The organism is Enterococcus wangshanyuanii, assembly GCF_002197645.1.
GTDB lineage: Bacteria > Bacillota > Bacilli > Lactobacillales > Enterococcaceae > Enterococcus_L > Enterococcus_L wangshanyuanii.
Map to the genome: position 1 here is coordinate 1 of NZ_CP021878.1, position 12,259 is coordinate 12,259.

Here is a 12,259-nt window from a genome sequence, read left to right on the forward strand (position 1 = left end):
TCAAATTCATACAAATTAAAAGGATAAAAAGCAATTCTGCTAAATGTTTCATTGAAATCAAAATAATCTAGAACGATTCTCTTGCTCCCAGAAAAACAATCTGTATCAGTTACTGTAAATTCTGTTTCCTCCAAAAAGTTTTATAAAGTCTGTTTCCGCTTCTTTATAAAATATTATATAACTTATAATTTTTAGAATTATACTCATAGTAACGAATTTTATTTGCTCGAATTGTTTCTAATCCTGTTATTTTAGCTAAAATGACCCTGTGATTTCCATCCGTACATTGAAAATATTTTGTCTCATTCCCATTTTTAAAAGCAAGAAAAGAAATGTTTCCAGTTTGATTATACATTTTTTGAAAATTCATCCAAATTATTTTCTTCTAACAATAATAATTGTCTTAAAAATCTAATCTGTTCAATGTTTATTTCATAATCACTTTTGGCAAGCCCTAAAATACTGTAATTTAAAATATCAAACCATGAAAAATCTACAACACGGCTAACCCCTACAATATCTTTCACTGGTACAAGTCTATCATTTACAACTTGATTTTTGTCATTATAGTAATAATATAAGTCTCGCTCATCCAAAGACATTTCGTCTTTGCTTCTTTTAATACTTTCTTCAGTTACTCCTTTACTTAGTAAATAATTTCCAATCCCATGTTAACAATTTTTTCCCATAGATTATTACGACAATCTTCCAATAAATTCCCTCCAGGTTTTGGTATCAATATATTTTATATTGTACCATATGGACTAATTATATTTAAGGATTGGTAGCTCTATTTTTGCTCATTCAACACGGCTGCTATCATTTTTAACTGTTCTTTATAGATAAGGTCAACATTTTTTGCTGAAAAATTCCTTTATCCAAATTATCAGCTAAAAAATTAGAATAATCAATCAACTCTAGCTTAAAATAATCAGAATTTACATCACATTTCGGAAAATCATGAATCATATCCGCCATTTTCCCACAAAATCTAAATTCTTTTGCATCACATTCTTCGATCACACCTAATGTTCTAACCAATATAAAGAAATCGTAATAAATTACATTCAACAAATGATTTAATTCGTTTTTTTTCATTTTGCCTTCCTTTCATACTAATTAGCTGCTTTTTTATGTGCTAAAAGTCAATCGGTTGATTGGCCACTTTTTTGTTGTTCTACTTGTTCAATCACCTTTTCGTGAGTCTCATTGAATGAAGCAAGTACCTGGGCGAAGTTAGTCTTTAAGCCTTCGTTCATTTCTTTTTGTTTAAACGCAAGCTCGTCTTTCTTTCCTTGCAGTATACGTGTTAGTTGCTCGGTTTGTGTTTTGTACTCGACTGCAATATCATTGGCCAATTTGTCTTTAAAGTGAACGTCTAATTCTTGTTCTTTGTTCGCTTTCTTCTCTGCACAAGTTCGTTTGATTGTCGCAACTGCTAATTCATGTCGTTGCTGCTCTTCTTTTAACTCTTTTTGTTCTTCATTATCCAGGACAAGAATCTCAGCATCAATTGTCCGCTGCTTTTCCGCTTGAACACGTTTCGTCACTTCTTCTTCAATCAAGTGACGAGTATCGAGCTCCTTGATTTCTTGATTTATTTTGATTGTCTCTTCTTCCACAAAATTAGAAAGGCGAGAAGAAAATTCATTTTTCACAAGATCCAACACATCACTTACAGCATCAACTGATTCAGGAGTTGATAAAAACTGTTGTTTTTTCTGTTTTTGGTTCAATCGAATCTAAAGAAAGACCAGGATACGATTTATCTGAACTTACTTCAGGCTGTTTCTTCTTTACCACTAATTCGGTTTTTATATCTGCATTTGAAAAAGGATCGCTAAGGCTGATATTTGAAGCATTTTCTTGCTTCAGTTTCTGGATCTCTTTTGTTGAATTTCTAGCTGATACATAAGATTTTCAATTAATTGTTGCTGTTCCGCTTGATCCTCGTTGAGATCTACGAGTTCTTGTTCTTCAGAGTTCACTTCACCGATTTCACTAGGTTCAGGCTCTTGCTCTTCCAAACGTTTTGTGCCAGACTCTGCAAGTGCTTGTAATTCTGACGGCAATTCTGGTGTACCTGCCTTACTTTCAGTCTCTTTGGTTGCCTCTGGAAGAACAACCTCTTCAAATGGTAGTTTCTTTTTTTGTATAAAATGGTGGAAAGCAACTGGTCAAAATAGGGATTATCTTCGTATAAACGGCAGCTCGATTTTAAATGCATAAAGTAGCTCTTTGCCTTTTTTACCCTCCTTAAATTTTTTCTGCCATACACCCAACCAGTCTCTTCTGCTTTAATTAAGTGGTTATTTACGCCAATCACATAGTTCACTAATGATTCTGGAGTCAGAATAGACTCTGTTTGAATGTTATCTGAATGGATCACTTCAAAACGGAATGTTCCCTTTAGAAAATTAAACATGTTCAGTTCCTCCTTCATTATCCTTTGGGGTTTCTTCTAACGCAGGGGGCGTTGATTGATTAGGTGCTAATAATGACTTTAAATCTGTTAAAGTCAAATCATTTTCAACTAAAAACGTTGAACAACTTCTGCTTCCAGTTGCTTCAGCTCATTTTCTTTTTTAGTGACGGTTTCTTGTTGCTTCTTCAATCGTTCTTTTGCTTTTTTCAGGTCATTTTCTAACCGTTTTTGCTTTTTTTCTAACTCTTCAATTCTACTCATGGCTTGATTCCTCCGTTGTGGCTAGTGTGGTTGAACTTGTCATTGTTGATTGCGTTGGCTCAAAATATTCAGATTCCGTAGTTACATTTGTGTTGTAAGAATTACTGTCTGTATTTAATAAATTGGTCAACGTTACAGGTTCCATTTTATCTACCAAGAATTTTTTGCCTTGTTTTGTAAAGGTGACTTGCACAGCTTCTTGATTTGATTGATTTTTCAGAGCCCCTTCGTTGCTTCCGATTTTCTTTCGTTGGGTATTTTTATAGGTTACAACACATATAGCTGTATCATTTCTGCATTAATGTAAATATCTGCTGTATCCAGTACTTGATTGACCACATAGCCTTTATACGCTTGATTAACAGGTTGTTCTTCCTCTGTTGTTAATTCGTTATACATAGACGTGGTAACCAGGGGCTCGTATCGATTGCGATTTTCTCCTAAATCTTTTCTTGTAAAATAGGCAATAAGAAATTTTTGGACTGTATCAGTGGTCAAATCTTTTTTCTTTTCCACCACCTCTTGTTTCACGGGCTTTTGAGCCGCTTGTTGTTTGCTTTTACCAACACTAAATCCAACAAAAAAACATAAAAGTACAAGAAAAAACAGGCCGAGAAACAAGCCTGCTTTCTTCAATTTTCGTATTTTATCATGATTGTACATAAAAATTATTTTCTCCTTTCTCTTATTTCACACGCATAAAGTATTCGCCTGCTTCTTTCTTCAATACACGCCAACTCATGGAGTATTCACCACTCACATTCATTTCAGAGATTACAAACGTTCCATCGCTGTTAACATATTCTACAAATGCCACATGCCCGTATACAGAACTTTGAACCTGCCACTCCATTCGTAAAGATCACGGCATCTCCTCGTCTCGGTGTTGAAACAAGACTCGCACCTGGCGTTAGAATATAATTTACTATCCATTGATTCGCATTTCCCATCGTTGGGTGAATCGACTTACCAAGTTGTGCCATTCGATTGTACACGTACCATGTACAATTTCCGAGTGCATACGCATTACCAGGCCACCCTTGTCCTTGTTTCGTTTCTCTATCCGTAGGTAAAGGTTTCATTTTATCTTTGTATTTTTGGAAGACTTCGCTACTTGATCCATTGACTTCATTCCCTGAACTAGACAGGAAGTTAAACCAATTTTGAGCAGCTTGAATCCGTTCACTTGTTTTATCTCCTGGATTTCCTTCCCAGTTATTCAAGAAATACACTGTTAATTCTGGTACGGTTGCGGCAACTTTGTTTCCTGCTGTATTAGCAGCTATTGTTCGATAGGCAGGAGAATCACCATTAAAGATAAAGTCTAATTGTAATTGTAGATCATACCATTTTTTCTTTTTACTTTTTGCATAGTCAAGTAACAATGTATGACGTGTACTTCCGTCAGCTGTATCTGTCCATTGGCCTAATCCTAACCCTCTATGAAGAATATTAGGGAATTTACCATAGATTTCCGTTCCACCCATTGCTAGCCAAGCAGGATCATCCCATGAAGTAGCACTCGCTCCTACAGGTGGGTTTAAGTAATCTCCTTCTGCTCGTTTTGGATTGATTCCACTTTCAACGGAAAAGTTCCCTAAGATAGCGGCAATTCCTTCTTTTTTGTATCCTAATTTTGTTAAGTAGTCATAGACAGCTCGTGCTCGACTCTCTACATCCGCTCCTGGATCAAAGGACGAAGAACCCAATAATGTTGTTTGCGTATAGGTCACATTGGGAAAATAAAAAGCGGGGTTAACAGAAAACCAAGCCTTTTTCTCTAAATCATATTTTTCATACTGAAGGGTGACCGTTTCATTTGGACTATTTCCCAAAAAGGTACCGACTTGCACGTCTTCGTTCCCTTTGAATCGACTACTTTTAACGCCTTCAATGGTTAAACGAACACTTTTTTCTTTTTCTATGACTAAACTTGTTTCATTTGGAATAGTTGTTACCTTTCCTTCAAGTGGGGAATTGAACGCTTTATTAACTTCTGTCATAAGCTCAATTCCCTGGAACAAACTTTCTTTTCCGTCTTTCTTTTCGTACCCATATCTACGTGAAACAATTAATGAATCTGTTTCAAAGGGAAATGCTAACGGATCATCCAATGTAGTATAGCCTAATTCCTTTTTTACTTCCTGATAATGCTCATAGTCTTCGCCTGAAAGAAAATAACGTGACTTGTTGTCTGTTTCAAGTTCTTTTATGGTCTTTAACTCGTAGTCAGGAGATTTTCCATTCAAATCTTCCCACAGATCACTGAGATAGTTCTCAAAGTTTTTTTCCCAACAATCCAGTGTCCGACAATTTATATTCTTCAAAACGATAATTCATATAAAACATGACATCGTCAATGTTGCTGTAGAATTGATTGGTGTCGTCCGTGTGCTCTGCATCTAGTTTCGTCATATAAACCCATGAGTCTGTTAAATCTTCATCTTCTTGAACGATCGCAGGTTTCTGTGTTCCTCCTGCAATACCCATCATCATAAAAACAACAACTACAACTAATAAGACGATCCAGGTAATTGGGTTTTTAATAAGAATCATCGCTGCTTTTGAAGCCGATTTTTTGCCTGTTAGGACAGAACGAACTAAGCTAAGACCTTTTTCAGCTTTTTTTGCGGCCTTAGCCGCTTTCATTCGTTGACGGTGATTACGTAATTTGTACATCAATTGTTTTCGTGTCGTAAGATTCTCTGGTGTTCGGTGGAATCCACGTCCTCTTGAAAAATTGAACGTGCGATTACCTAAACCATAAGCACCTTTTCCTGTTTTTAATGCTACTTTTCCAGTATTTTTACCGATTTTGAAACCAACACGAATTTTTTGATTGGCTCGTCGTAGTTTTCGATAAGCTTCTACGCCCTCTTTTAAAGTATCATCTTCACTCAAGACCTTTAATGATTGTTGCTTAGTTTCTTCTTTCATAGAAACTTTGGTTTCACTTTTAAGTTGTACAGAAATTCTAGTTGTATCTTTAGCCTTTATTTTTTGATAGACACGTTTGGCTACTTTTTTACCGTTTTTGTCTTCAATAAATTTTTTCTTTGCAATGATATGATCGATTGAAGGAGCTTGACTGCCCTTTTTCACGTTGATCTTATGCTTTTTTAATTGACCCTTATACCCTTTTCTAGAAAGTTTATAGTCTTTTTTTGCCTGTTTAAATGCTTTCTTAGATACCTTCGTTGCTTCTCGTGGATTACGGAAAGCATTTTTGCTAACGCCATCCTTCACTCTAGGCGCAATTTTTTGGTTTTCTTTCCAAGAAGGCTTCTCTTCTTTCGTCATAGAATCACTTCCTAAGCATCTGTGTTCATTATTTCAAAGAGTTCTGTATTCTCTGGAATAGGATTTTCAAATGGAACGATCGTTCCATTGGCATAGATCAAACCTGTTCCTTGTGGTACTTTTTCGCCTACATACTTCAATAATTTAGGTTTCAAATTGACCGCTTCTTTCAGTCTTTGTAAATCTACAGGTTTTTGGCGTAACAGAATCATAAATTCACTATTAGATAGCATTTTCATACCAGCTGGACTATCCAACATTGTTGAGATATTTTGAGTGATTCCTGTTGTAACCGCCCCATATTTTCGGATACGTACCCATAAATTTAAGAACCAACTAGCGGAACTTTCTTCTTCAAAATTCACTTGTAATTCATCAAAATATAGACGAGTAGTAACTTTCCCTTGATTTGCTACGACTTGCTTCCAGATCTGATCTAAAATGACTTTCATCGCAAAAGGCTTCATTTTTTCATCTAGTTTCTTGATATTGAACACAACAAACTTGGCATTTAAATCAATATTTGTTTTATGTGCAAAAAATATCTTGCGAGCCAATACAGTAAGGTTCTACTTTTGTAGCTAATGTTTTCGCTTCTGGTTCTGGTTGCTCTAGCAAAATATTAAACCACTCTACTAGGGTAGGCGGTTCTTGACTCCCTTCAAATGCTGCATACGTTTTTCTTGTCACACGGTCAACGATCGAGGCATCTTCATCTGTATAGGACTTTAATAAGGATTCAAATAGGCCAGATAGTAAATTGGCCTTTTCTTTAACTAAATCGACATTTCGATCTTCTACATCCAATAAACGACTGTCAACCATATCTAAAATGTTTAAATGGTGTTGTGTCCCTGTTGAAATATCTAAGATTTCAGCACCAAAAGCTCGAGCAATCGGTATATACTCACTTTCGGGATCAACAATACGGAATAAATCTTTTGGATAGCGAAGTAAAGCACTGATCATTTCCCACTTAGTAGCCATTCCTTTTCCTGAACCAGAAGTACCAAATATCAATCCACTAGGGGTTGGCAAATCTTTTTTACGATCTAAGGTAATGACATTATTCGTTATTTGGTTTCGCCCATAATATTGGCCAGTTGGACTTTGTAGCTCAACATTGGTAAATGGTACCTGTGAAGCCACATTCGTGCTCGTCATATCACGCATATAATTCATTTCTACATCCAAATACGGTTTACCGATCGGTAAGATCGTATTCAATGCTTCCTCTTTGTAGTCTTCTACTACCTCAAAATCTACTTGCCATGTATGACCCACATCCTCAACTGCTTTAATGGACTCTTCTAACTCAGCTTCTGTTTTCGCAATCAAAAAAGTGGTGAAAATTCCTGAAAACATTTTTTGTCCGTTTTCTTTGATTTCTTCCATTAAGGCTTCCGTTGATTCTTTAGTGTCCTTCAAGTCACCTGCAATCATATCTTCCCCAACACCTTGCTGAAAATTATCTTTTTGCTGCTTACTAATCGCAACATTATTTAACGTCTGCATGGTTTGAATATTTTTCTTTGCTTGGATCATGTCATAAGGCGTGGCATGGATACTGATAGCAAGTTCTGTTCCTATTGCACATAATTCTCGTATCAAACGATCTTCTAAGTATTTCGGGTATTGGCGAATATATAGCACAGCAGCATAATATTCGCCTAAGCGCATATACTTTTTGTCTTTCACAAAACGAATTTTCCCAGGAACGATAAATGCTTTACTATTCAATCCTGATACCGCAATGTCTTGATATGTTGTACTAAAATAAGAACCTGGTCGTAAGAGACCACTCATTACTGACAGCCGTTCTACACCACTTAGAGGAGTCACAGACAGGTCTACTTCATTTGCTTCAAAACGATTTTTAAAGTTTTTTGCGATTGTTTCAATATTTTTATTCGCCTGTTTTCTAGACGAACTCTTGGTTGTAAACGTGGCATATTTTTCAATCGTAAAATTTCGTTGATCTTGTTGGAACTGTTTATCAATGATCTCATTCATTTCTTGGCGATAATTGTCCAACGGATCTGCCGCATAAGGTAATAGAATAGACTCTAATAAAGAGTCGTCGATTCGTTTATTAAGTACCAATAGTTGATATCTTGAATTTTTATCTAAGGTATTCAGCCCATCTGCATAGCCAACCACGATATCTTCCTGTTCCTGTTCCATCGAGACTTCATAATCAACTTCACCCAATCGATAGGTTTTGGAATATTCGCCTTCTACAACGTGCATTAAGCCCTCTTCAAACTGAAGTGTATACTTAATACTGTCTTGCGCTGTTGGATTAGCTTTTTCCATCACACGTTGTTTCATTTGCTTTTCTGTTTGTTTAGATCTCATCTGTTTCTTTGATGGTTTCTTTTTGAGTAAATTCATGCTTTCCATATCTCCTTATCTGTCCTGATCTATAGGTTCGTTCTTCATAATAAAAGTAAAGTTCGAACTTCCGTTTCTTTTCTTTCCACGTATTCAACAATAGAAAAACGGGATAATACCCTAAAACGATCGCAGTAGGTAGAGAGAAAATTAAAAACGCCCAATCAGGAAGAAAAAATATTTCTACTCCTAATATGAGCGCAGTACCTGCTAATAAGACATAGGCTTTCAGCTGTCGTATACTGATCCCCCATACCTTTCGTTCAATTTTAGACACATCTTTATAAAATTGTGAGCCAATTGCCATACTACATCGCCCCCATAAATCGTTTGGCCATTCCTTGTGAGCCAATCAAAATGATTATAATCGCTACATATTTAAAAATGAGCACTACATAAATCATGATATTGATCATTAATGCTCCTGCATTGTCCCAAACTCCACCTTCAAATGAAGCAAAAGACAAATAATCGTTGGCCATTAAAATTGGAATTAAACCAACGATCAAGACTAATAGTGCACCTTGTAGAACAAGCGCCATGATTTGTTTGATATACCCTACAGCAATTGAGCGAAGCTCATCGTTTACGAAGAAAGCAATCAAGATAGGTGCCATCGCTTTGACAATATACAGTTGAATCCCTCGTAAAAAAATGAGAATATTCGTGATAAACGAAGATAGAAAAAGTGCAATATAGGCGAACACTTGAAATAAAAGTACAAGTGGTTTTGCCCACCAGGATACTTTTCCCATCTGAGGGATTGCATCACTTGTTCCTGTAATAGTCACAACTGAATTGATCCACTTAGCTGCTTGAATCCCAAACCATACAATTCCGTCTACGATATAACCCGAAGACATGATCAGCACAAACGCAATGATATATTTCATTGCTAAGTCTGTAAGGACTTCTACACCCAATCCTCCGTCTTCCATTTTAAATTTCTTTGTTACACTGGTCATTTCCACCATGAAAAGAATGCCTAAAATCGCCAGTCCCAAAGGAATCAAGACTTTCGCTATCTTTCCCATCACTTCATTTGTCGTTGGATTATATTCTCCTAAACTTTGAAACAGCTGATTGAGGGTGGATTCTGGAATATTCATTCTTTTCCCTCCTTAGAATTTGATTGAACTAAGCTGAGCAATTACGTATGCACCTACGCCTGTTGCAATCAAGGCAAATGCCCCACCAACAATAATTGCCTCAATCCCTTTATCTGTTTTTCTTGGATCATCCGTCTGCATTCCTGAACGAACATCCTTTACTCCTAACATAATGCCGACAGCTGCTAAAACACCGATGATCGCTCCGATGATTGTGACAATTTTTGTAACGATATCCATTTCTATTTCCTCTTTTCTACTTATTTTTTAGTTATTGCCATTCTGAAGAGTGAAAATTATCCTCTTGTCCAAATCCGTCAAATCCTGATTCTTCTTCGCTGTTTTCAAACTCTTCTAGTGTTAAAAATTCTTTTATTTGTACTTGTGGCTGTCCCTGATATGACCCTTCTTCTACTCGAATGTAAACGTCTTTTCTTGTGAGAAATTTCAACGTATCTGGATTATATCCAAAGGTCAAATCTGGAATCTCAACACCGTTGTCTTCAATGCTCGCAAGAAGAAAATTCATATTGTCTTGTGTGAAATCATTTCCGAACGTTAAAAAGAAACGACCCTGTTCTTCATTTTTCCCTTCAAGAAATAGAATAAACATATCGCTTCCGCTTTTTGCTTGTTTGTTCTGTACTTTTGTAATCGTTGCTGCATGCGTTCCTACTGTAAACTGTTTAAATCCGTTTCTACGCTCTGTTGGTCTTTGATATTTCATTGGTTTTCTCTCCTTTAAAACGATTTTTTATAACAAAAAAAGCACCTATTCAGATAGACATAAGTACCATAGCTTCACGACTAAAATTCTGATTAATTCAATGATAAGTCGCTATTAGGAATCATCACTGCAATATACTCTGTTGTTTTTTCATTGTAGTAACAGTAATAATCAGGTGCTAAACAAATATTCTCTAAGTGAACTACCTCACCATTCAAGATTTCATTTTCCAATTGTCTCAGATCACTGTTATCAAAAAAGTCTTCATTCAAAGATAAATACTTTTTTCTCACTTCATCATATACAGCTTCAGGAAATTCACTTTTAAAAAATGGCCATTGAGTATGATCAAATTCTGTTACATATCTTGCAATTTCAACAGTTGCTGAAGTAACCTTTTCCATTGTTTTCTCCTTTCATGATTAAAAAAATGATTAAATAGTAATTTCACCTTTTTCAATTCGTTCTAATAACAACTTTAGCGGCTCCTGTTTACCACGACCTTTTTCTCCTAACAGAACGACACTTGGGAGTGGTTCTCTTGAGCAGTCTTTACAGTTTTTTTACTTTCTTTTAATCATGTCATCTCCTCTTTCCACAAACACAAAATGAATGAAATATAAAATTATTTTTGTTTTATATGATATAATTGTCTGACAAAAACAAAGGAGAGACTTGTATGACTTTAACTTTGAGTATGATTAGAAAATTAATGAAGACACATTCATATTTACCCAATCATATTATCCAAAAACATGCAAACAGAATTGCTGAAGTAGTTGAAAATGAGACTGACTGCCAAGAACAATATGAATACTACAGATTCCCTATTTATATTGGTTACTCTGATCAATTCATATTAGACGCTTATTTGAACATTGATAAAATCAAAGATTTCTTGACTTCAAATAAGCAGAAACCCAAGAAATTTTTGTTGGAAGAATTTACATTTGGTACACGGCATCAAGAAGTCACTGACGAAAATTTGATTGCATGTACTAAAATAGAATTAGATCCTGAACTGTCCGTAAGTTCTGATCCTATAATCATTTTAAGAAAAGACAATTACAGATCGATAATAGACGGCAATACAAGGACTTCTTTCGCTAAACAAATATCAAATGACCTTGATATTTTAGGTTACGAGCTTGACTATGAAAACTTAATTACGAATGAACTATATTTAAATGAATACTCTAAACGGTTACTAGAATTTAATAATGATCTCAATAGATTCTATAAAAATACTATTAAATAGTGATCTCGCCTCGTTCAATTCGTTGAAGTAAAGATTTAAAAGCCTCTTGCCGTCCTACGCCCCTTGATCCAAATAAAACCGGACATTTGAAATACTTCCCTTGTTCGGTTTGTACTATTTTCTTTGATCCCTTTTTTTTACTCACTTAAATGCCTCCCTACTTTGATTGTGCTAATTTCTTCATTTAATAGTTCCATTGCACGTCTAACAACAAAACCAAATGAATTGTTTTTAGGCATTAGTTCAAGGTTTCTCCGAATTTCTCCATATGTCCCTGTCTCTTTTTTCAGTTCCTTCAGTAATTCATTCGCTTGATTTTCAATAAAGTCATCACAGATAATCATTTTTTTGATTACTTTTTCTCTTTCCATTTTAAAAGCCTTCTTTCTTTGTGTATTAACTTAACTCTTTGTGACTCCTTATCGTAAGTGCCAATTCTGCATTTTTGATCTAGACAATCTAACATTATTTGGAATAGAAAAGCGTAATCGTGCTTTATTTTTACCACAATATCGCCAACTACCTTTTGTAATCGGAATTTTTATTGTTTTTCTATTGTGAACCAACAAAATCGCACTGTATTCCTGCCATTGTTTTAATTCCAACAAATTGTTTTCTCTTAGTTCGATTACTTTATTTGCATTGATTGTTAACTGTTTTAGGATTTTTTGTTGATTGCTGCGTTGATAAACAAAATCAACGTCTGATTCCTTCAACGCTAAGTGACGTGCTTGTTCCTTAAAAATACTCGTTCCCATCTATTCACCTCCTCGAATTTAAAAGAA

General features: G+C 35.3%; 17 protein-coding genes and 1 pseudogene. 1 reads left to right on the forward strand and 17 read right to left on the reverse strand.

The window, feature by feature from the left end:
• Window positions 1-347: 347 nt before the first annotated feature.
• The 15 genes and pseudogenes from CC204_RS20580 to CC204_RS20635 form a co-directional block, all read right to left on the reverse strand.
• Complete coding sequence (locus CC204_RS20580; RefSeq protein WP_088271964.1) at window positions 348-602, reverse strand: hypothetical protein; 255 nt, start codon at window positions 600-602, stop codon at window positions 348-350.
• 223 nt (window positions 603-825) lie between these two features.
• Entirely contained in the window at window positions 826-1,098 is a 273-nt protein-coding gene (locus CC204_RS20585) for a hypothetical protein (protein WP_088271965.1), read from the reverse strand.
• A gap of 47 nt (window positions 1,099-1,145) precedes the next feature.
• On the reverse strand, window positions 1,146-1,736 hold the full coding sequence (locus CC204_RS20590; RefSeq protein ID WP_088271966.1) for a hypothetical protein: 591 nt from the start codon (window positions 1,734-1,736) through the stop codon (window positions 1,146-1,148).
• Window positions 1,737-1,871: 135 nt separating this feature from the next.
• Entirely contained in the window at window positions 1,872-2,072 is a 201-nt protein-coding gene (locus CC204_RS20595) for a hypothetical protein (protein ID WP_088271967.1), read from the reverse strand.
• A gap of 461 nt (window positions 2,073-2,533) precedes the next feature.
• A complete protein-coding gene (locus CC204_RS21305; protein ID WP_157894350.1) occupies window positions 2,534-2,686 on the reverse strand; it encodes a hypothetical protein in 153 nt (50 codons plus the stop codon).
• 267 nt (window positions 2,687-2,953) lie between these two features.
• Complete coding sequence (locus tag CC204_RS21645; protein WP_227011296.1) at window positions 2,954-3,349, reverse strand: hypothetical protein; 396 nt, start codon at window positions 3,347-3,349, stop codon at window positions 2,954-2,956.
• 22 nt (window positions 3,350-3,371) lie between these two features.
• Window positions 3,372-3,539: a CHAP domain-containing protein gene (locus tag CC204_RS21780; protein WP_335673682.1), complete on the reverse strand. Its 168-nt coding sequence runs from the start codon at window positions 3,537-3,539 to the stop codon at window positions 3,372-3,374.
• Window positions 3,481-4,935 carry a phage tail tip lysozyme gene (locus CC204_RS21650; protein ID WP_227011297.1) on the reverse strand — a complete coding sequence of 485 codons (1,455 nt, stop codon included), beginning with the start codon at window positions 4,933-4,935 and terminating at the stop codon, window positions 3,481-3,483. Before CC204_RS21650 ends, CC204_RS21780 begins: the two co-directional genes overlap by 59 nt.
• 28 nt (window positions 4,936-4,963) lie before the next feature.
• Window positions 4,964-5,986 (reverse strand): hypothetical protein, encoded by a 1,023-nt coding sequence (locus CC204_RS21655; protein WP_227011298.1) that lies wholly within the window; start codon window positions 5,984-5,986, stop codon window positions 4,964-4,966.
• An 11-nt stretch (window positions 5,987-5,997) separates the two neighbouring features.
• Window positions 5,998-8,380, reverse strand: a pseudogene (locus tag CC204_RS20610) (VirB4-like conjugal transfer ATPase, CD1110 family).
• Window positions 8,334-8,687, reverse strand: coding sequence for a PrgI family mobile element protein (locus CC204_RS20615; RefSeq protein ID WP_088271968.1), 354 nt, complete (start codon window positions 8,685-8,687; stop codon window positions 8,334-8,336). Before CC204_RS20615 ends, CC204_RS20610 begins: the two are co-directional and overlap by 47 nt.
• A 1-nt stretch (window position 8,688) precedes the next feature.
• On the reverse strand, window positions 8,689-9,489 hold the full coding sequence (locus tag CC204_RS20620; protein ID WP_088271969.1) for a TrbL/VirB6 family protein: 801 nt from the start codon (window positions 9,487-9,489) through the stop codon (window positions 8,689-8,691).
• 12 nt (window positions 9,490-9,501) lie between these two features.
• Window positions 9,502-9,729 (reverse strand): type III secretion system protein PrgF, encoded by a 228-nt coding sequence (locus CC204_RS20625; RefSeq protein WP_069653744.1) that lies wholly within the window; start codon window positions 9,727-9,729, stop codon window positions 9,502-9,504.
• 31 nt (window positions 9,730-9,760) lie between these two features.
• The gene (locus tag CC204_RS20630; RefSeq protein WP_088271970.1) at window positions 9,761-10,216 is read right to left on the reverse strand and encodes a type III secretion system protein PrgE; all 456 of its coding nucleotides are present in this window, start codon (window positions 10,214-10,216) and stop codon (window positions 9,761-9,763) included.
• 92 nt (window positions 10,217-10,308) lie between these two features.
• Window positions 10,309-10,620: a hypothetical protein gene (locus CC204_RS20635; RefSeq protein ID WP_088271971.1), complete on the reverse strand. Its 312-nt coding sequence runs from the start codon at window positions 10,618-10,620 to the stop codon at window positions 10,309-10,311.
• Window positions 10,621-10,895: 275 nt separating this feature from the next.
• Between CC204_RS20635 and CC204_RS20640 the strand changes: the two genes are divergently transcribed.
• Entirely contained in the window at window positions 10,896-11,474 is a 579-nt protein-coding gene (locus CC204_RS20640; protein ID WP_088271972.1) for a hypothetical protein, read from the forward strand.
• Window positions 11,475-11,611: 137 nt separating this feature from the next.
• Here CC204_RS20640 and CC204_RS20645 read toward each other — a convergent pair whose 3' ends face one another.
• Window positions 11,612-11,845: a hypothetical protein gene (locus tag CC204_RS20645; protein ID WP_088271973.1), complete on the reverse strand. Its 234-nt coding sequence runs from the start codon at window positions 11,843-11,845 to the stop codon at window positions 11,612-11,614.
• A 48-nt stretch (window positions 11,846-11,893) separates the two neighbouring features.
• On the reverse strand, window positions 11,894-12,232 hold the full coding sequence (locus tag CC204_RS20650; protein WP_088271974.1) for a hypothetical protein: 339 nt from the start codon (window positions 12,230-12,232) through the stop codon (window positions 11,894-11,896).
• Window positions 12,233-12,259 lie beyond the last annotated feature (27 nt).

Bases quoted from the DNA above. Each gene is read 5' to 3' on its own strand.
- CC204_RS20580 (WP_088271964.1), bottom strand. From the start codon at position 602: ATGTCTTTGGATGAGCGAGACTTATATTATTACTATAATGACAAAAAT.
- CC204_RS20585 (WP_088271965.1), bottom strand. From the start codon at position 1,098: ATGAAAAAAAACGAATTAAATCATTTGTTGAATGTAATTTATTACGAT.
- CC204_RS21305 (WP_157894350.1), bottom strand. From the start codon at position 2,686: ATGAGTAGAATTGAAGAGTTAGAAAAAAAGCAAAAACGGTTAGAAAAT.
- CC204_RS21645 (WP_227011296.1), bottom strand. From the start codon at position 3,349: ATGTACAATCATGATAAAATACGAAAATTGAAGAAAGCAGGCTTGTTT.
- CC204_RS21780 (WP_335673682.1), bottom strand. From the start codon at position 3,539: ATGGAGTGGCAGGTTCAAAGTTCTGTATACGGGCATGTGGCATTTGTA.
- CC204_RS21655 (WP_227011298.1), bottom strand. From the start codon at position 5,986: ATGACGAAAGAAGAGAAGCCTTCTTGGAAAGAAAACCAAAAAATTGCG.
- CC204_RS20615 (WP_088271968.1), bottom strand. From the start codon at position 8,687: ATGGCAATTGGCTCACAATTTTATAAAGATGTGTCTAAAATTGAACGA.
- CC204_RS20620 (WP_088271969.1), bottom strand. From the start codon at position 9,489: ATGAATATTCCAGAATCCACCCTCAATCAGCTGTTTCAAAGTTTAGGA.
- CC204_RS20625 (WP_069653744.1), bottom strand. From the start codon at position 9,729: ATGGATATCGTTACAAAAATTGTCACAATCATCGGAGCGATCATCGGT.
- CC204_RS20630 (WP_088271970.1), bottom strand. From the start codon at position 10,216: ATGAAATATCAAAGACCAACAGAGCGTAGAAACGGATTTAAACAGTTT.
- CC204_RS20635 (WP_088271971.1), bottom strand. From the start codon at position 10,620: ATGGAAAAGGTTACTTCAGCAACTGTTGAAATTGCAAGATATGTAACA.
- CC204_RS20640 (WP_088271972.1), top strand. From the start codon at position 10,896: ATGACTTTAACTTTGAGTATGATTAGAAAATTAATGAAGACACATTCA.
- CC204_RS20645 (WP_088271973.1), bottom strand. From the start codon at position 11,845: ATGGAAAGAGAAAAAGTAATCAAAAAAATGATTATCTGTGATGACTTT.
- CC204_RS20650 (WP_088271974.1), bottom strand. From the start codon at position 12,232: ATGGGAACGAGTATTTTTAAGGAACAAGCACGTCACTTAGCGTTGAAG.